At 67.8% G+C, this 16,104-nt stretch carries 18 protein-coding genes; 12 read left to right on the top strand and 6 right to left on the bottom strand.

Annotation, left to right across the window (positions count from 1 at the left end; all coding sequences use genetic code 11):
• Positions 1-10: 10 nt before the first annotated feature.
• Both ACNI65_RS08145 and ACNI65_RS08140 read right to left on the bottom strand, forming a co-directional pair.
• Entirely contained in the window at positions 11-454 is a 444-nt protein-coding gene (locus ACNI65_RS08145; RefSeq protein WP_416762300.1) for a hypothetical protein, read from the bottom strand.
• Positions 455-575: 121 nt separating this feature from the next.
• Positions 576-1,508, bottom strand: a complete 933-nt coding sequence (locus ACNI65_RS08140) for a LysR family transcriptional regulator (protein WP_416762299.1) — start codon at positions 1,506-1,508, stop codon at positions 576-578.
• A 150-nt stretch (positions 1,509-1,658) separates the two neighbouring features.
• On the opposite strand from ACNI65_RS08140, the gene ACNI65_RS08135 reads away from it, so the two are divergent.
• A complete protein-coding gene (locus ACNI65_RS08135) occupies positions 1,659-2,408 on the top strand; it encodes an SDR family NAD(P)-dependent oxidoreductase (RefSeq protein ID WP_416762297.1) in 750 nt (249 codons plus the stop codon).
• A gap of 15 nt (positions 2,409-2,423) precedes the next feature.
• Positions 2,424-3,392, top strand: a complete 969-nt coding sequence (locus ACNI65_RS08130; protein ID WP_416762296.1) for an SDR family NAD(P)-dependent oxidoreductase — start codon at positions 2,424-2,426, stop codon at positions 3,390-3,392.
• A 7-nt stretch (positions 3,393-3,399) separates the two neighbouring features.
• Here the strand turns inward: ACNI65_RS08130 and ACNI65_RS08125 are convergent, their stop codons facing one another.
• Complete coding sequence (locus ACNI65_RS08125; RefSeq protein WP_416762295.1) at positions 3,400-4,245, bottom strand: alpha/beta fold hydrolase; 846 nt, start codon at positions 4,243-4,245, stop codon at positions 3,400-3,402.
• Positions 4,246-4,340: 95 nt separating this feature from the next.
• The gene (locus tag ACNI65_RS08120; protein ID WP_416762294.1) at positions 4,341-5,336 is read right to left on the bottom strand and encodes an alpha/beta fold hydrolase; all 996 of its coding nucleotides are present in this window, start codon (positions 5,334-5,336) and stop codon (positions 4,341-4,343) included.
• Between the two features lie 234 nt (positions 5,337-5,570).
• Between ACNI65_RS08120 and ACNI65_RS08115 the strand changes: the two genes are divergently transcribed.
• The 4 genes from ACNI65_RS08115 to ACNI65_RS08100 all read left to right on the top strand — a co-directional run bounded on the left by ACNI65_RS08115 (position 5,571) and on the right by ACNI65_RS08100 (position 10,105).
• On the top strand, positions 5,571-6,647 hold the full coding sequence (locus tag ACNI65_RS08115) for a LysR family transcriptional regulator (RefSeq protein ID WP_416762293.1): 1,077 nt from the start codon (positions 5,571-5,573) through the stop codon (positions 6,645-6,647).
• 75 nt (positions 6,648-6,722) lie between these two features.
• Positions 6,723-7,217, top strand: a complete 495-nt coding sequence (locus ACNI65_RS08110; protein ID WP_416762292.1) for an Ohr family peroxiredoxin — start codon at positions 6,723-6,725, stop codon at positions 7,215-7,217.
• Positions 7,218-7,266: 49 nt separating this feature from the next.
• Positions 7,267-8,646, top strand: coding sequence for a cytochrome b (locus ACNI65_RS08105; RefSeq protein WP_416762291.1), 1,380 nt, complete (start codon positions 7,267-7,269; stop codon positions 8,644-8,646).
• A 22-nt stretch (positions 8,647-8,668) separates the two neighbouring features.
• On the top strand, positions 8,669-10,105 hold the full coding sequence (locus ACNI65_RS08100; protein WP_416762289.1) for a catalase: 1,437 nt from the start codon (positions 8,669-8,671) through the stop codon (positions 10,103-10,105).
• Positions 10,106-10,133: 28 nt separating this feature from the next.
• Here ACNI65_RS08100 and ACNI65_RS08095 read toward each other — a convergent pair whose 3' ends face one another.
• Both ACNI65_RS08095 and ACNI65_RS08090 read right to left on the bottom strand, forming a co-directional pair.
• Positions 10,134-10,649, bottom strand: coding sequence for a hypothetical protein (locus ACNI65_RS08095; protein ID WP_416762288.1), 516 nt, complete (start codon positions 10,647-10,649; stop codon positions 10,134-10,136).
• 51 nt (positions 10,650-10,700) lie between these two features.
• Positions 10,701-11,180, bottom strand: coding sequence for a carboxymuconolactone decarboxylase family protein (locus ACNI65_RS08090; RefSeq protein WP_416762287.1), 480 nt, complete (start codon positions 11,178-11,180; stop codon positions 10,701-10,703).
• Positions 11,181-11,400: 220 nt separating this feature from the next.
• Between ACNI65_RS08090 and ACNI65_RS08085 the strand changes: the two genes are divergently transcribed.
• The 6 genes from ACNI65_RS08085 (at position 11,401) to ACNI65_RS08060 (ending at position 16,085) form a co-directional block, all read left to right on the top strand.
• Positions 11,401-12,381 (top strand): LysR family transcriptional regulator, encoded by a 981-nt coding sequence (locus ACNI65_RS08085; RefSeq protein ID WP_416762286.1) that lies wholly within the window; start codon positions 11,401-11,403, stop codon positions 12,379-12,381.
• A 144-nt stretch (positions 12,382-12,525) separates the two neighbouring features.
• Positions 12,526-13,005 carry a carboxymuconolactone decarboxylase family protein gene (locus ACNI65_RS08080; protein ID WP_416762285.1) on the top strand — a complete coding sequence of 160 codons (480 nt, stop codon included), beginning with the start codon at positions 12,526-12,528 and terminating at the stop codon, positions 13,003-13,005.
• A gap of 97 nt (positions 13,006-13,102) precedes the next feature.
• Positions 13,103-13,858: an SDR family oxidoreductase gene (locus ACNI65_RS08075; protein ID WP_416762283.1), complete on the top strand. Its 756-nt coding sequence runs from the start codon at positions 13,103-13,105 to the stop codon at positions 13,856-13,858.
• 214 nt (positions 13,859-14,072) lie between these two features.
• The gene (locus tag ACNI65_RS08070) at positions 14,073-14,705 is read left to right on the top strand and encodes a glutathione S-transferase family protein (RefSeq protein WP_416762282.1); all 633 of its coding nucleotides are present in this window, start codon (positions 14,073-14,075) and stop codon (positions 14,703-14,705) included.
• 13 nt (positions 14,706-14,718) lie between these two features.
• Positions 14,719-15,426, top strand: a complete 708-nt coding sequence (locus ACNI65_RS08065) for a CDGSH iron-sulfur domain-containing protein (protein WP_416762280.1) — start codon at positions 14,719-14,721, stop codon at positions 15,424-15,426.
• Complete coding sequence (locus ACNI65_RS08060; RefSeq protein ID WP_416762279.1) at positions 15,423-16,085, top strand: peroxiredoxin-like family protein; 663 nt, start codon at positions 15,423-15,425, stop codon at positions 16,083-16,085. Before ACNI65_RS08065 ends, ACNI65_RS08060 begins: the two co-directional genes overlap by 4 nt.
• The last annotated feature ends 19 nt before the right edge of the window (positions 16,086-16,104 follow it).

Below are 16,104 nucleotides of genomic sequence, written 5' to 3'. Positions count from 1 at the left end.
TGCAGCCGGTCTAGCGCGAGGCCTCCGCGTCCCTCGTGCGGGATGACACGGCCTCGTCCGGGTTCCGCGTGCAGGCCACCGGCCAACGCGATCGCTTCGACCCGACCGTGCCCTTCAGGCCGCTTGATTGAGGGCGCAGATGCCACGACCTCCCTTCGAGGTCACGGAACCGCCACCCCGTCTTCGCCGTGCCGCGCACCTCGACGACGCCCACGCGCCGGCCCTGCTCCGTCATGAGCACCCCTTCGAGGATGGGCTCGGTGACCAGGCGGCAGGCCTCGCCGTCGCAGCCTTCCGCCGCGCTGACCTCACGCCAATGCATGTGCATCACCCAGCCGGCGGCTCGACAGGACCATCGGGACTCGGCCATCTCCCCGGCCGGACTGGCATTGAGGCTGACCCCGGACAGGAGGATCAACAACACGATCGAACGGCGGACTGTGCGGCGGTTCATGGCGATTCCTTCTCATTGGCCGGCCCTGGTGGCCGTCAGCAGATGCTAGGAATCGAGGTGTGTGCCCGGTAGACCGGCGAGGGACAACGGCGTGTTGAATCGGGCGCACCATCGCGCCGCGCTATTCCTTGTGCCTGCAGGCCACGCCGGGAGGCAAGACCTCAGCCATGGCTTCGAACCAGGTCAACAGGAAGTCGATGAACCGACGCACGCGAACCGGCGTGTGTCGCCCGAAGGCATGCAGCGCGTGAATCTGCAGCGACGGCATCCCCAGGCTGGGAGCCACCGCTTGCAACCTCCCTTCCCTCAAGTCCTCGCGAATCGACCACTCGAGGATCTGGGCGATGCCTAGACCGCTCAGGGCCGCCGTGCGGAGGATGTCGCCCGAGTCCGTATCGAAGGCAGGCACCGTCTCGATGCGCTGACCATCCGCCAGCACGATGGGCTGAGGACGCCCATGCAACAGATATCGGACATGCGCTTGCCGAGACAGATCCGACGCGGACGTGATCGGCTCACGCGTCGCGAGATAGCCGGGCGAGGCCACCAGCACGAGCGGGACGCGAGCGAGCGCGCGGGCATTGAGCTTGTCATCCTCGACCTGACCCACTCGTATGCCGACATCAACGCCTTCGCGAATCAGATCGACCGGTCGATCGGTGACGCTGAACTCCACGCGCAACGCAGGATGTCTCGGAACGAAGTCCCTGGCGATCGGCAAGGCGAGCGCGCGACCCAGATCCGCCGGTGCCGACACCTTCAGGACGCCTTGCACCTCGTCCGTGCCGCGCGCCACATCCCCGGCTTCGTCCAGCGCGCGCAACAAGGGCTCAATGCGATCGAAGTAGTCGCTGCCCTCCTGCGTCAGGACGAGCGCGCGCGTCGAGCGTTGGAGCAGACGCGTGCCCAGTCGTCGCTCCAGTCGAGCCACGGCCTTGGAGATCGCGGATGGCGCGGCCCCCAGTGATCGGGCGGCCGCGCTGAACGATCCCGTCTGCACCGTGCGGACGAAAGCCAGCAGCCCTTGCGTTTGATCCAGTGTTGTCTGAGCCATGGATTCACACCCCTTGGGAACAGATGCTGTTCCATGTGCCCGGCTAGTGGCCGGACAGCTCGCTGCCTAGAGTCCATCTCGTGCTGAACGCATCGCAGCAATGCGCCAGGAGCTGGACTCAAGCAACGTGAAACAGAAAGGGATCCCCTCATGAAGAAATTGGAAGGCAAGGTCGCGGTGGTCACCGGCGGCAACAGCGGCATCGGCTTCGCCACCGCTCAGGCATTCGTTGATGCGGGCGCTTCGGTCGTGATCGTCGGACGGCGAGCCGACGCCGTGGATACCGCGTTGACTCGACTTGGCAACCGCGCGACCGGCGTAGTGGGAGACATCGCCGATCTGGCGACGCACGATCGACTCGTCGCGCACATCGAGCGCACCCACGGCCGCATCGACATCTACGTCGCCAATGCGGGCATGGCCCAGCTCGAGCCCTCGACGGCCGTGACGCCCGAGACCTTCGATGCGCATTTCGCGACCAACACGCGGGGGGTCTTCTTCGGCATCACGAAGGTCATGCCGTTGATGGCTCGCGGCGGATCGATCGTGCTGGTGAGCTCGATCGCCGGGACGAAGTACATGGAGAACCATGTCGTGTATGCCGGCAGCAAGGCGGCGATCGAGGCCTTCGCACGCAGCTGGTCGATCGAACTGAAGGACCGCGGCATCCGCGTCAACGTCATCAGCCCGGGCCCCGTGGACACGCCCATCCTCGAGAAGCTCGGCGTGAAGCCGCAGGACAAGCCGGAGTTCGAGAAGGCCGTCTCCGCGGCGATTCCGCTGGGCCGCTTCGGCCGGCCGGAGGAGCTCGCACGCGCCGCGCTGTTCCTGGCCAGCGAGGACGCGACCTTCATCACCGGCGTCAACCTGCTGGTCGACGGCGGCATGAGCCTGCTCTGATCCATGGGGGCGAGCATGCAAGGACGCTTTGACGGGACATCGACGGCCGACGAGGTGCTCGGCGACCTCGACCTGCGAGGACGGCACATCCTCTTGACCGGGGCCTCGTCCGGCCTGGGTATCGAGACCGCGCGGGTGCTGGTCGCCCGCGGCGCGCGCGTCGTGGGCGCGGTGAGATCGCCTGACCAGGCGCTGACCGCGACCGCCGTCGTCCGGGAAGCGGCACGCCACGGCGGAGGGCTCGACCTGGTCCCACTGAACCTGGCCTCGCTGGCCAGCGTGCGCGCCTGCGCGCAGGCCTTGCTCCAGCGCAATCAAGGATTCGACGTCGTCATCGCCAATGCCGGCGTGATGGCCACGCCCTTCGCGCGCACCGATGACGGCCTCGAGCTGCAGTTGGCGACCAATCATCTCGGCCACTTCGTGCTGATCAACCGGATCGCCTCCCTGCTGAGCGCGGGCAGCCGCCTGGTCGTCGTCGCCTCCTCGTCGCATCGCGCGGCGGATGGCGACCTGGACGACCTCAACGTGGAGCGCTCGGACTATCACCCGCAACTGGCCTACGCGCGATCCAAGCTCGCGAATGTCCTCTTCGCCACGGCGTTTGATCGGCGCCATCGCGATCGCGGCGTGCGCGCGACCGCCGTCCATCCCGGCACCATCCGGACCGGCCTCGGACGTCACATCGGCCAGGACGTCATGGACGACGCCGTGGCCCGGATCAGCGCCTCGCTGACCGCCCAGGGCGAGCCGCCCTTCCGATGGAAGACCGTCGAGCAAGGCGCGGCCACCTCGGTGTGGGCAGGGTTCGTGGCGCCCGCCGACGAGGTGGGCGGGCGGTACTGCGAGGACTGCCAGGTGGCCGAGGTCGCCGCACCGTCCGCCAGCCCTCTGGCGGCGGGCGTCAGCGCCCTCGCCCTGGATGCGGACCTCGCCGCCCGGATGTGGGCCGTCAGCGAAGCGCTCGTGTCGGAGCGCTTCTGAGCCTCGCTCAGCGGCCACGAGCCGCCTGGATGATCAGCTTCGCCACGGTCTCGGGGTGGCTGATCATCGGCACGTGCGACGCATAGGGAATCGACACGGTCCCGCGCGACGCGGCCCGCTCGGCCATCCACGCCAGCGCCACCGGCGGGATGTTCCTGTCGCCGGTGCCGAAGACGAAGTACGACGGCAGCGTCTTCCAGGCCGAGGCGATCTCTCCGGTCGGCTCATTCAGCGCGGCATCGGTGATGGGCCGTTGGCCGATGGCCATCAGCTGCGCATCGCCTTCGGGCACGTCATGGGCGAACTGCTTCCAGAAGCGGTCCTGGCGGATGTAGAGGTCGGACGCGCCGCTTTCCTGCGGCACCGGCTGACCCAGCGCATCGCCCAGCGTGCTGCCGGGGAACTTGCCCGACAAAGACGCGCAACTCTCGCCGACATCCGGCGCGAACGCCGCGACATAGACCAGCGCGGTCACGTTGGCCTTGCCCACCGCGGCCGCGCTGATCACCGATCCGCCATAGGAATGGCCGACCAGCACGACGGGACCGGCGATGCCGTCGATGACGCGGGCGGTGTAGCGCGCATCGCTCGCCACGCCTCGCAACGGGTTGGCGATCGCGGTGACGGGATAGCCCTGACCGCGCAGGCGACGCGCGACATCGTTCCAGCTCGACGCATCCGCGAACGCGCCATGCACCAGCACGATGGTGGGCAGCGCCTGCGCGGGCTTGTCGGACTTGGAACTCGCTGCGGGCTCAGCGCGCAGCGAGAAGCTCATCATCGCGGCGAGCACGCCCAGCGCGAGCAGGGCAAACAGCGGCAGGCCGCCGTGGATTCGGAAGGTGTTGATCATGATGTTGTCGGAGTCGAGAAGGAGTGGAGCGCCCGCGACCGTCCCGGGCCGCGTTGGCGCGACCCGGGACGACACGGTGCATTGCGGTGCGGCGATCAGCCCTGGATGAAGCTCAGCAGGTCCGCGTTGAGCCGGTCCGCATGGGTCACCGACAGGCCGTGCGGCGCGCCTGCGTAGACGATGAGCTTCGCGCCCTTGACCTGCTGAGCGGTACGGCGGCCCGAGACGTCGATGGGGACGATCTGGTCGTCATCGCCGTGCACGACCAGCGTGGGCTTGTCGAACTTCTTCAGGTCCTCGCGGAAGTCGGTTTCCGAGAAGGCCTTGATCGAGTCGTGCGTGGCCTTGTGGCTGCCCTGCATGCCTTGCAGCCACCACGAATCGATCATGCCCTGCGAGGGCTTCGCGCCCGGACGGTTGAAGCCGTAGAACGGTCCCGACGGCACGTCCTTGAAGAACTGAGAGCGGTTCTTCAGCAGCGCCGCGCGCGATTCGTTGAAGGCCTCGATGGGCACGCCATCGGGGTTGGTCGGACCCTTGACCATCAGCGGCGGCACCGCGGACACGAGCGCGATCTTGGCCACACGCTTCGTGCCGTGACGCCCGATGTAGCGCGCCACTTCCCCACCGCCGGTCGAGAACCCGATGTGCACCGCGTTGCGCAGGTTCAGCGCCTCGACCACGGCGGCCAGGTCGTCCGCGTAGTGGTCCATGTCATGGCCGTCCCACGGCTGGCTCGAACGGCCGTGGCCGCGGCGATCGTGCGCGACGGCGCGGAAGCCGCGCTCGGCGAAGAAGATCATCTGCGCGTCCCAGCTGTCCGAGCTCAGCGGCCAGCCGTGGCTGAAGACGATCGGCTGGCCGTTCTTCGGGCCCCAGTCCTTGTAGTAAAGCTGCACGCCGTCCTTCGTGGTGATGTAGGACGAGCCGTCGGCAGCGCCGCCCGCGCCCGAGCTGGCACCGCCGGCGGCGGACGCGCTGCGCGAGGCTGCCATCGTCAGCGCGGCGGCGGCCAGCGCGGTGCTGCCGGTGCCGATGAGAAGGTTGCGGCGGGAGGCGCCGCCGGACAGGTCGATTTCGTTGGCGATCATGGGTGGATTCCTTGTGGTCGATTCAGGGGGAGCACACCGCGGCGTTGTCCTGGTGCCCGTGGGCGAGGACAAGAACGCCGACATCGATGTGTTGCGAGAAATCGTAGGAATCCAGAACCGCCGCGGCCAGCCCTCGGCGTGTCGTCGCAGTGTTGACCGACGAACACCAATCCGCGGCGCCACCTCCTGCATAGTGACGCGGCCCAACGACACGCAGTACACGTCCGAGACGCCATGTCCGCTCACGCCTCCTCCGCCGGCGCTTCCGCCGCTTTCTCCTCGCCACCCACGACCTCACCGGACGCCCTCGCCTCCAGCTTCGCCACCAGCTACGCCGGCGTGGTCGCCTTCATGACGGTCGTGGCCGAAGGCAGCTTCGCCAAGGCCGGTGACCGGCTCGGCATCGGACGATCCGCGGTAAGCCGCGCGATCCAGAAACTCGAGACGCAACTGGGCGCGCGGCTGTTGAGCCGCACCACGCGCAGCCTGGCGCTGACGCGCGAGGGCGAGCTCTTCCACGGACGCTGCCAACCCGGTGTGGCGCAGATCTCGCAGGCGCTGGAGGATCTCCGCGAGCTGCGCGATGGCCCGCCGCGCGGACGCCTGCGCATCTGCGCCACGGTGGACTTCGGCCGGCGCATCGTGGCCCCGCTGTTGCGCGACTTCCACGCGCGCTATCCCGAGGTCACGCTGGACCTGGTGCTGAGCGACGCCCCGGCGGACTTCACCTCCGATCGCGTCGACGTTGCCTTCCGCAACGGCCGCATGGAGGACAGCCAGATCATCGCGCGGCAGATCGTTCCGATGCAGCTGATGGTGTGCGCGTCGCCGGCCTACATCCGAGCGCATGGCCTGCCGACCTCGATCGACGCGTTGGCTGATCACGCGTGCGTCAACTTCCGCGCGGCCTCGGGCCGTGTGCACGAATGGGAATTCAAGGTGCAAGGCGAGCTGCGCAAGTTCTCGCCGCAGTCGCGGATCACCTTCAACGACGCGGACCTGGTGTTGCAAGCGGTGCTCCAGGGTCAAGGCCTGGCGCAGCTCGCCGGCTATCAGGTCTGCGAGCTGTTGCGACGCGGGCAACTCGTCGCCTGCATGCCCGAATACGCGCCGGACGACCGCGGCCACTTCATCTGCTATCTCAGCCGGCAACACCTGCCGTCGCGCATCCGCGTCTTCGTGGACCACATGACCACGGCGATCCGCGCTTCCGATCTGCAATGCGCGGATGGATTCCTCGATGGGGCGAGTCCGCTCGTCGATTCCGCGGACGTGCATGCGCTGATTGGTGCGGCACGGTCAACAGTGTGATGGCCGCGAGGTGGCTGGCGTCGAGGCGACGGCATTCCTAGCATTCATCGCATTGATCGCCGCCCCGATGACATCGTGACCGACCTTCGCCCTCCCCCCACGAGCCTGCTCGACACCTACCGTGGTGCCGAGTTCCAGCCGCTGTACGTGACCACCGTCCACGTGTCCGGCGGTGAGACCCACCACGCGCGCGCCTCGGGCTGCGTGCGTTCGGACGACGGCGCGCTCGACATCGTGCTGCGCCTGCCCAACGAGATGGGCGGCCAAGGCGGCGGCACCAACCCCGAGCAGCTCTTCGCTGCCGGCTATGGCGCCTGCTTTCATGGCGCGCTCAACCTGCTCGCGGCGCGCCACCAGATCCCGATCAAGGACTGCTCGGTGCACGTGACCGTGGCCTTCGGCCGCGACCCCGTCGACGGCCGGCACAGCATCACCGCGGACCTGGTCGTGAAGCTGCCCGGCCATGACCGCACGACGGCCGAGCGCCTGGTGCGTGAGACCGAACGCATCTGCCCCTACGCCAAGATGGCCCGCCAGGGCATCGACAGCACCATTCGGGTCGAGACCTGAGCCCTCGGGCCGGGCCCGCCCTTCTTCCTGTCCCGCGACGGAGGCGGCCATGAGTAACACCCCCCGCAAGCCGGCGCTGCTGCGCTGGATCGACGAGCGCGTCCCGCTGACGGCGTTCTACAACAAGCACCTCGGCGAGTACTACGCGCCGAAGAACTTCAACGTCTGGTACATCTTCGGCTCGCTGCTGCTGACGGTGCTGGCGATCCAGCTCATCACCGGCATCTTCCTGGCCATGCACTACAAGCCCGACGCCGAGCGGGCTTTCGCTTCGGTCGAATACCTGATGCGCGACGTGCCCTGGGGCTGGCTGATCCGCTACATGCATTCGACCGGTGCATCGGCGTTCTTCATCTGCGCCTACCTGCACATGTTCCGCGGGCTGATCTACGGGTCCTACCGCGAGCCGCGCGAAATCGTCTGGCTGCTGGGCTGCACGATCTTCCTGTGCCTGATGGCCGAGGCCTTCATGGGCTATCTGCTGCCCTGGGGCCAGATGAACTACTGGGGCGCGCAAGTCATCATCAATCTCTTCGCCGCCGTGCCCTTCGTCGGGCCGGAGCTGGCGCTGATGATCCGCGGCGACTACGTGGTCGGCGACGCCACGCTGAACCGATTCTTCGCGCTGCACGTCATCGCGATTCCGATCGCGCTGCTTGGCCTGGTGACCTTCCACATCCTGGCACTGCATGAGGTCGGGTCCAACAATCCTGACGGCATCGACATCAAGGCCACCGTGGGACCCGACGGTCATCCGCTGGACGGCATCCCCTTCCAGCCCTATTACACGGTGCATGACATCTTCTGGGTGCTGGTCTTCCTGACGCTCTACAGCGCGGTGGTTTTCCTCGCGCCCGAGGGCGGCGGCTACTTCCTCGAATACAACAACTTCATCCCCGCAGATCCGCTGAAAACCCCGCCGCACATCGCGCCGGTCTGGTACTTCACGCCCTTCTATTCGATGCTGCGAGCCACGACGGACAGCATGGTCAACGTGATCTGCGTCCTCGTCGGCGACGCCGCCGTGGCGGCGCTGGTGCTCAGACGCACGAGTCTGCGGCGGCGCCTTGTCATCGTCGCCGGCGCGCTACTCGCGGCCGCCGCGATGAAGGCGGTCGACGCCAAGTTCATGGGCGTCGTCGTCATGGGCGGCGCCGTGTTGATCCTGTATGCCCTGCCGTGGCTGGACCACAGCCCGGTGCGCTCGATCCGCTTCCGTCCTCGCTGGCATCGCTGGCTGTACGGCGCACTCGTCGCGTCCTTTCTCGTGCTGGGATGGCTGGGCACACGCCCTCCCACGGGTTGGGGCACGGTCGTCTCCCAGGTGCTGACCCTCGTCTACTTCGGCTTCTTCCTGCTGATGCCGCTCTGGTCCCATCGCGGCACGTTCAAGCCCGTCCCCGCGCGCGTGCGTTTCGCGCCGCATTGATCCCACTCCACACGCAGTTCCCATGAGCAAACTCACCCATGCCAACGGCGCCCCGGTCGCCGACAACACCAACATCGCCACCGCGGGCCCGCGCGGCCCGGCGCTGCTCCAGGACATCTGGCTCCTGGAGAAGCTCGCGCACTTCGACCGCGAGGTCATCCCCGAACGCCGCATGCACGCCAAGGGCTCCGGGGCCTACGGCCGCTTCACCGTCACGCACGACATCACGCGCTACACGCGCGCCAAGCTGTTCTCCGAGATCGGCAAGCAGACGGATGTCTTCCTGCGCTTCTCCACCGTGGCCGGCGAGCGCGGCGCGGCCGATGCCGAGCGCGACATCCGTGGTTTCGCGATCAAGTTCTATACCGAGGAAGGCAACTGGGACCTGGTGGGCAACAACACGCCGGTCTTCTTCATGCGCGACCCGCTGCGTTTCCCCGACCTCAACCACGCGGTCAAGCGCGATCCGCGGACCAACCTGCGCAGCGCGCAGAACAACTGGGACTTCTGGACGCTGCTGCCCGAGGCCATGCATCAGGTGACGATCCTGATGAGCGACCGGGGACTGCCCGACGGGTATCGCCACATGCACGGCTTCGGCAGTCACACCTTCAGCCTCATCAACGGAAGCAACGAGCGGGTGTGGGTCAAGTTCACGCTCAAGACCCAGCAAGGCATCCGCAACCTGACCGATGCGCAGGCGGCCGAGCTGATCGCCAATGACCGCGAGAGCGCGCAACGCGACCTCTTCGATGCGATCGAGCGCGGCGACTTCCCGCGCTGGACCGTGTACATCCAGGTGATGACCGAGGAGCGGGCCTCGCGGAGCCCCTTCCACCCCTTCGACCTGACCAAGGTCTGGCCGCATGCTGACTACCCGCTGATCGAGGTCGGCGTGCTCGAGCTCAACCGCAATCCGGAGAACTACTTCGCCGAGGTCGAGCAGGCCGCGTTCTCGCCCGCCAACGTCGTGCCGGGCATCGGTTTCTCGCCCGACAAGATGCTGCAGGCCCGCCTGTTCAGCTACGGCGACGCGCAACGCTATCGGCTGGGCGTCAATGCGCACCAGATCCCGGTGAACAGCCCGCGCTGCCCTTTCCACGCCTTTCACCGTGACGGCCGCATGCGCGTGGACGGCAATCAGGGCCGCACGCCGGGCTACTTCCCCAACAGCCTGGGCGAATGGTCGGACAGCCCCGAACAGACCGATCCGCCGCTGGCCATCCACGGCGAGGCCTGGCACTGGGACCATCGCGTCGATGAGGACTATTGGTCGCAGCCCCGCGCGCTCTTCGAGCTGATGTCGACGGAGGAGCGCCAACGACTCTTCGACAACACCGCGCGCGCGATCGCCGGCGCCAGCGAGGACGTGCGGCATCGCCACATCGTCAATTGCGCGAAGGTGGATGCAGACTACGGCGCGGGCGTGGCGGACGCACTGGCGCGCATCGGCCGTTGAGAGCGGGCCCCGCCTCGGCGGGGCTCCTTCAGCCGCGGGCGATGAAGCGATCGGCGCGGGCCGCCTCGACGACGGCCCCGGGGTCGCTGGTGATGAGGTCCAGCGGCCAGCGGTCGTCGAGCCAGCAGTTGGGCTGCACGAACCAATGGGCGATCTCCCGATCGTCGAAGGCACCGTCGAGCTCATCGAGCGCTTGTTGCACCACGCCCAGCACCTGGCCGCTGACCAGGTCGAACTGGAACAGCGGGACGAGCAGCGCGCCATGGCTGGCGAGGACCACGATGTCGCGATCGACGATCCAGCGCGCCAGGCGGGAGATCGGCTGATCGCAGCAGTCGCGCAGGCGCACCGCCAACGCGTTGGCCTCAAGCAGCCCCCCACCGCGGCGATAGTTCTGGATCAGCTCCTCGGTCTGCTGCGCCTCGATGCGCCGGAAGGCGTCTTCGACGAAGCGGCGCGCGGGCTCGCTCATTGCCGCGGACGAGCCAGGCGCGCCGGGCGGGACGACGGAGGGCGCGTGGATGAAGAAGGGCCAGGCCAGCATCGCAGGCTCCTGATGGGGCAAGGCCCGGCGACGAGCGCCGGGCGGCCGTGCTTACTTGAGCTTGGCCTTGTCCAGACCGAAAGCCTTGTCTCGGGCGCCCGGAGGAATGAGAAAGGCGACGTTCGCGCGATTCCAGGCGTTGATCAGCATGACCAGGTAGGTCAGATCGACGATCTCCTGCTCGCTGAGCTGGGTGCGCACGCGGTCATAGACGTCGTCAGGCACGCCGCCTTCGGGCAGACGCGTGAGGTACTCGGTCCAGGCCAGGCTGGCCCGCTCGCGCGGCGAGAACAGGTCCGACTCCCGCCAGGTCGCCACGTGATGGAGGCGCAGCTCGCGCTCGCCCTGCAGGTGGGCCTGCTTGACATGCATGTCGACGCAGAAGCCGCAGCCATTGATCTGCGACGCGCGCAGCGAGATGAGCTCATTGATCGACGGCTCGATCGAGGCGCCGTGAGCCGCCTGTGCCAGCGCGATCAGCTTCTTGGTCAGTTCCGGCGATTGCTTCATGTAGTCGAGACGTTCGGACATGGTGGTTTCCTTGTTGAGGAGGGGGCAGACAAGTCACGCCGGTTCTGGCGGGACACGGGCAGATGCTAGGAATCGATCCCCGCGCGCGGTAGACCGCCCGACGGCCCCACACCGTTGCTGCGGGGGAACCAATGGCCGGAAGCAGGCGCTGATGTCACACGCGGGAGGGCTGCGTCGTCTTGTGGGTATCAGGTTCCGCGCCTCACTCCGCCCCACCGCCATGGATGTCCCGCCCGCCCTCGATCCGCTGTCCACGTCCTTCTCCACCAGCTACGCCAATGTCGTCGCGTTCATGGCGGTGGTCATCGAGGGCAGCTTTGCCCGCGCCGCCGTGCGGCTCGACGTCGACCGTTCCGCGGTCAGCCGCAGCGTGAAGCGGCTCGAGGAGCAGCTCGGCGTGCGCCTGCTGCGCCGGACGACGCGCAGCTTGTCGCTGACGACCGAGGGCACCCTGCTCTACGAGCACTGCCGGCCGGGCATCGAGCAGATCGGCCAGGCCTTCGAGCTGGTGCGCGAGCTGCGCGAGGGTCCGCCGCGAGGCACGCTGCGCATCGGCGCCGAGGTGGACTTCGGCCGGCGCGTGATCGCCCCGCTGCTGCCTTCCTTCCAGTCGGCCTTCCCGGAGATCGGCCTGGACGTGATCCTTGACGACGCGCCTGGCGACTTCATCGACGACCGCATCGATGTGCGCTTCCAACGCGGCCCGTCGGCGGACGGCCATGTCGTCACTCGCCGCCTGATGCCGCTGGACCTGACGGTCTGCGCCACGCCGTCCTACCTGCGCTGGCACGGACTGCCGCTGACGCCAGAGGATCTGCGCCGGCATCACTGCATCGGCCGACGCCTGGCCAACGGTCGCCTTCAGGAATGGGAGTTCCAAGTCGAAGGACGCTTGCTGCGGCACCGGATCTCGCCTCGCCACATCGTCAATGACGACGAGCTGCTCGCGAGGGCCGTCGGCGAGGGACTGGGCATCGCGCAACTTCCCGGCCATCTGGTGCGCGACCGGCTGGACGACGGCTCGCTTGTGCGCTGCCTGGAGGACGTGGCCGTCGCGGACGGCAGCTACGAGCTCTGCTATCCGCGCCGCACCCACATGCCCGCGCGCGTGCGCGTTTTCATCGATCACGTCAGCGCAGCGGTGAACAACGCGGAAGCCATTCAGAGCCGCATTCGTGAATCGGAGGCAACAGTGCGTTGATGGTGGGCGGGCTACCGGTGCCTCAGTGCCCTCCCTAGCATTCATTCCGTCGGTCATCGCACCGCGAAGCACACCGGAACGATCCCGACGGATCGACCGGATCACCGAATCCATCGGCCTTCCCGCCGCCAACAAGGATCCATCATGACCCAGCGCATCAACTTCATGCAGCAGTCGCCGGAACTGTTCAAGAAGTACATCGAGTTCAACAACGCCGTGAAGGCCAGCTCGATCGACGAGACGATCCGCAACCTGGTGACGGTCCGGATCTCGCAGCTCAACGGCTGCGCGTTCTGCCTGGACATGCACGTCAAGCAGGCTCGCATCGCCGGCGAGCGCGAGCTGCGCCTGCACCACCTGGCCTCGTGGCGCGAGTCCACGCTGTTCGTGCCGCGCGAGCGCGCCTCGCTGGCCTGGGCCGAGGTGCTGACCCGCATCCCGGAGCAAGGCGCGTCGGACGAGATCTATGAGCGCGTGCGCACGCAGCTCAACGAGCAGGAGATCACCGACCTGACCTTCCTGATCATGTCCAGCAACGCCTGGAGCCGCCTGAACATCGCCTTCAAGTCGGTGCCCGGGGCGTCGGACGCCGCGCTCGGCCTGGACAAGGCCGGCCTGGCCTGACGCGTTTGTCTCCGAGGGGTTCGCCCCTCTTCACGCGGGTGCCGTCGCGCAAGCCGACGCCGGCCCCGCCCTTCTCTTCCACCAGCAGGAGTCTCAAATGAAAGTTGTCGTCATCGGCGGAACCGGCCTGATCGGTTCAAAGCTCGTCGCGCGCCTGAAGGCCGCGGGCCATGAAGTCGTCGTGGGATCGCCCAACACCGGCGTGAACACGATCACCGGCGAGGGCCTCGATGCGGCGCTGGCGGGTGCGAGCGTCGTGGTCGACGTCGCCAATTCGCCGTCCTTCGCGGACGACGACGTGATGGCCTTCTTCACCACCTCGGGCCGCAACCTGCTGGCCGCCGAGGCCAAGGCCGGCGTCAAGCACCACATCGCGCTGTCGGTCGTGGGCACCGAGCGGCTGCAGGCCAGCGGCTACTTCCGCGCCAAGCAGGTCCAGGAAGACCTGATCAAGTCGTCGAAGATCCCGTACACGATCGTGCACTCGACGCAGTTCTTCGAATTCGCCGGCGGCATCGCGCAGTCGTCGACCCAGGGCAATGTCGTGACGCTGCCGACCGCGATGATCCAGCCGATCTCCTCGGACGACGTCGCCGACGCGATGTTCGACGCAACCGTCGGCCAGCCGCTGAACGGCACGCAGGAGATCGCCGGCCCCGAGGCCTTCCGCCTGCATGAGCTGATCGCCAAGTACCTTGCGGCGAAGAAGGATGCTCGTGAAGTCAAGGGCGACGGCCAGGCGCTGTACTTCGGCGCGGCGCTGGACGACGCGACCTTGGTGCCGACGGCCGGCAAGACGCCGCGCCTGGGCAAGGCGACGTTCAGCCAGTGGCTGACGACACAGTCGGCCTGAGCGCCGCCGGGCCCGCGGGCCCGTGAATTGATCAATGCCTCCTGCCCGTCGCGACGAAGATGACGGGTGTCAGTTCGTCGAGGCGGCTGTAACGGGCGTGCACTTTCCATCCGTTCGTGCACGGGACCAACCCACGCTGGCGCGGCGTCCCCGCAAATGCCGGTCAGCCACACGACGAATGCGCGGGCGGGAGGCACCCTCTGCGGAGTGCCCCATGAAGCTCTACTATTTTCCCGGCGCGTGCTCGCTCGCCGGCCACATCGTGCTCGAGTGGATCGCGAGCCCCTACGAGCCGGTGCGCATGAGCCTGCAAAGCATCAAGACGCCGGACTACCTGGCCATCAATCCCGGCGGCACGGTGCCGCTCTTGACGCACGGCGACTTCACGCTGACCGAGAACGTCGCCATCCTCGGCTATCTCGGCGACCTGTATCCGGAGTCCGGCCTGCTCGGTGACGGCACGCCGCGTGGCCGGGCCGAGGTCATGCGCTGGCTGGCCTTCCTGAACTCGGACGTGCACAAGGCCTTCAAGCCGATCTTCGTGCCCAAGCGATTCCTCGATGACGCCGACGCCGCCGGCCCGCTCGCGGAGAAGGCCCGCGGCCATGTACGGCACTACCTGGAGCGCCTGGACGAGCAGCTCGAGGACCGCGAGTGGCTGACCGGCGAGCGATCGGTCGCCGACCCCTATCTGTTCGTGCTGATCCGCTGGGCGCTGTCCAAGGGCATCGACATCTCGGACCTCGACAACCTGCGCGCGTTCCGCGCCCGCATGTATGAGGATCCGGCGGTGCAGCGCGCGCTGGCGTCCGAGGAAGGCGAGGAATCGCTGAAGTCGGTGCTTTGACGGGAGCCTCGTCATGGCCCCCTCGACGACAAGCGCGACGGCACCCGCGCTGCATCCGGTCGAGCGCGCCTGCAGCGCCTGGCTGGAGGTGAGCTTCGACGGCAACCGCTGCATCCACGCGCGGCAGTGCGTGACGGGCTCGCCGGCGACCTTCCTGTCCGACGTGGACGGGCCGTGGATCCTGCCGGCGCTGACCCCGCTGCACGACCTGATCGCGGTGATCCGCAACTGCCCGTCGGGCGCCCTGAGCTATCGGCGGCTGGATGGCGGCGCCCCCGAGCCTGCGCCGCAGGTCAATCTGCTGGCGGTCCGCGAGAACGGCCCCTACGCCGTGCGGGCGCGCATCACCTTGGCGGGTGAAGCGCCTGCGCCGATGGCGACGCCGGTGGTCTATCGCGCCACGCTGTGCCGCTGCGGCAAGTCTCGGCGCAAGCCCTTCTGCGACAACACCCATCGCCGCATAGGCTTCGAAGCCACCGGCGAGCCGGCGAGCGGCAACACGACCGCGCTGATAGTGCGGGACGGTCCGCTGGAGATCGCGCCGCAGCCGGATGGACCGCTGGAGGTCCGAGGATCGCTCGAGATCGTCAGCGGCACGGGCCGCTGCGTCGAGCGCTGCACAACCGCGACCTTGTGTCGCTGCGGCGCGAGCCGCAACAAGCCGTTCTGCGATGACAGCCATCTGCGCATCGGCTTCCGTTCCCAGGAGGAATCCCCATGAACACGATCAACGCTTCTTCCATCTCGATGACCTCGCCTGGCGAAGGCCGCCCGTCCTTCGCCAGTCCGTACGCGGATCCGTCGGCCGCCGGCGAGTTGCTGCGCGCCACGGGCATCGGTGCGCGGGCGCTTCGTGCCGGCAGCCTGGCGCCGTTCGGCACCTTGCTGGATGCGCGCGGCGGCAGTGTCGCGATGTCCGACGCCTGGCGCGACGGACCGGCGATCGTGCTGTTCATCCGCGGCGGCTGGTGCCGCGCCTGCAGCCTGCTGCTGCGGCACTGGCGCGAGCACGGCGAGACGCTGCGCGCGCTGAACACGACGCTGATCGCGGTGTCGCCGCAGACCCCGGACCTGAGCGATCAGACGGCCACGGACAACGCGGTGGACTTCGCGATGCTGAGCGATCCCGACCTGGCGGCGGCCAAGGGTTTCGGCATCGCGTTCACGCTGCCGCCGGATGCGGTGGATCTGTATGCGGCCAACGGCATGGACGTGCCGGTGCTCAATGGCAACGGCTTGTGGGTGCTGCCCGTGCCGGCGACCTACGTCATCGGCCCGGACGGCATCGTCCGCTACGCCTACGTCGAGGGCGATCCCACCCCGCCACCGAAACCCGAGGATGTGCTGTTCGAGGTGGAGGAGCGGTTTGGGTGGCAGTGAGCCATGCATCGCCCGGTTG

It is taken from the genome of Roseateles sp. So40a (genome assembly GCF_048081605.1).
Taxonomy (GTDB): domain Bacteria; phylum Pseudomonadota; class Gammaproteobacteria; order Burkholderiales; family Burkholderiaceae_C; genus Roseateles.
This window is presented reverse-complemented; position numbering and strand designations above follow the sequence as displayed.

Excerpts from the sequence above, each read along its gene's own strand:
- ACNI65_RS08095 (WP_416762288.1), bottom strand. The coding sequence starts at position 10,649 with ATGCTGGCCTGGCCCTTCTTCATCCACGCGCCCTCCGTCGTCCCGCCC.
- ACNI65_RS08085 (WP_416762286.1), top strand. The coding sequence starts at position 11,401 with ATGGATGTCCCGCCCGCCCTCGATCCGCTGTCCACGTCCTTCTCCACC.
- ACNI65_RS08140 (WP_416762299.1), bottom strand. The coding sequence starts at position 1,508 with ATGGCTCAGACAACACTGGATCAAACGCAAGGGCTGCTGGCTTTCGTC.
- ACNI65_RS08065 (WP_416762280.1), top strand. The coding sequence starts at position 14,719 with ATGGCCCCCTCGACGACAAGCGCGACGGCACCCGCGCTGCATCCGGTC.
- ACNI65_RS08080 (WP_416762285.1), top strand. The coding sequence starts at position 12,526 with ATGACCCAGCGCATCAACTTCATGCAGCAGTCGCCGGAACTGTTCAAG.
- ACNI65_RS08090 (WP_416762287.1), bottom strand. The coding sequence starts at position 11,180 with ATGTCCGAACGTCTCGACTACATGAAGCAATCGCCGGAACTGACCAAG.
- ACNI65_RS08100 (WP_416762289.1), top strand. The coding sequence starts at position 8,669 with ATGAGCAAACTCACCCATGCCAACGGCGCCCCGGTCGCCGACAACACC.
- ACNI65_RS08105 (WP_416762291.1), top strand. The coding sequence starts at position 7,267 with ATGAGTAACACCCCCCGCAAGCCGGCGCTGCTGCGCTGGATCGACGAG.
- ACNI65_RS08135 (WP_416762297.1), top strand. The coding sequence starts at position 1,659 with ATGAAGAAATTGGAAGGCAAGGTCGCGGTGGTCACCGGCGGCAACAGC.
- ACNI65_RS08130 (WP_416762296.1), top strand. The coding sequence starts at position 2,424 with ATGCAAGGACGCTTTGACGGGACATCGACGGCCGACGAGGTGCTCGGC.
- ACNI65_RS08060 (WP_416762279.1), top strand. The coding sequence starts at position 15,423 with ATGAACACGATCAACGCTTCTTCCATCTCGATGACCTCGCCTGGCGAA.
- ACNI65_RS08070 (WP_416762282.1), top strand. The coding sequence starts at position 14,073 with ATGAAGCTCTACTATTTTCCCGGCGCGTGCTCGCTCGCCGGCCACATC.
- ACNI65_RS08115 (WP_416762293.1), top strand. The coding sequence starts at position 5,571 with ATGTCCGCTCACGCCTCCTCCGCCGGCGCTTCCGCCGCTTTCTCCTCG.
- ACNI65_RS08145 (WP_416762300.1), bottom strand. The coding sequence starts at position 454 with ATGAACCGCCGCACAGTCCGCCGTTCGATCGTGTTGTTGATCCTCCTG.
- ACNI65_RS08075 (WP_416762283.1), top strand. The coding sequence starts at position 13,103 with ATGAAAGTTGTCGTCATCGGCGGAACCGGCCTGATCGGTTCAAAGCTC.
- ACNI65_RS08120 (WP_416762294.1), bottom strand. The coding sequence starts at position 5,336 with ATGATCGCCAACGAAATCGACCTGTCCGGCGGCGCCTCCCGCCGCAAC.
- ACNI65_RS08125 (WP_416762295.1), bottom strand. The coding sequence starts at position 4,245 with ATGATCAACACCTTCCGAATCCACGGCGGCCTGCCGCTGTTTGCCCTG.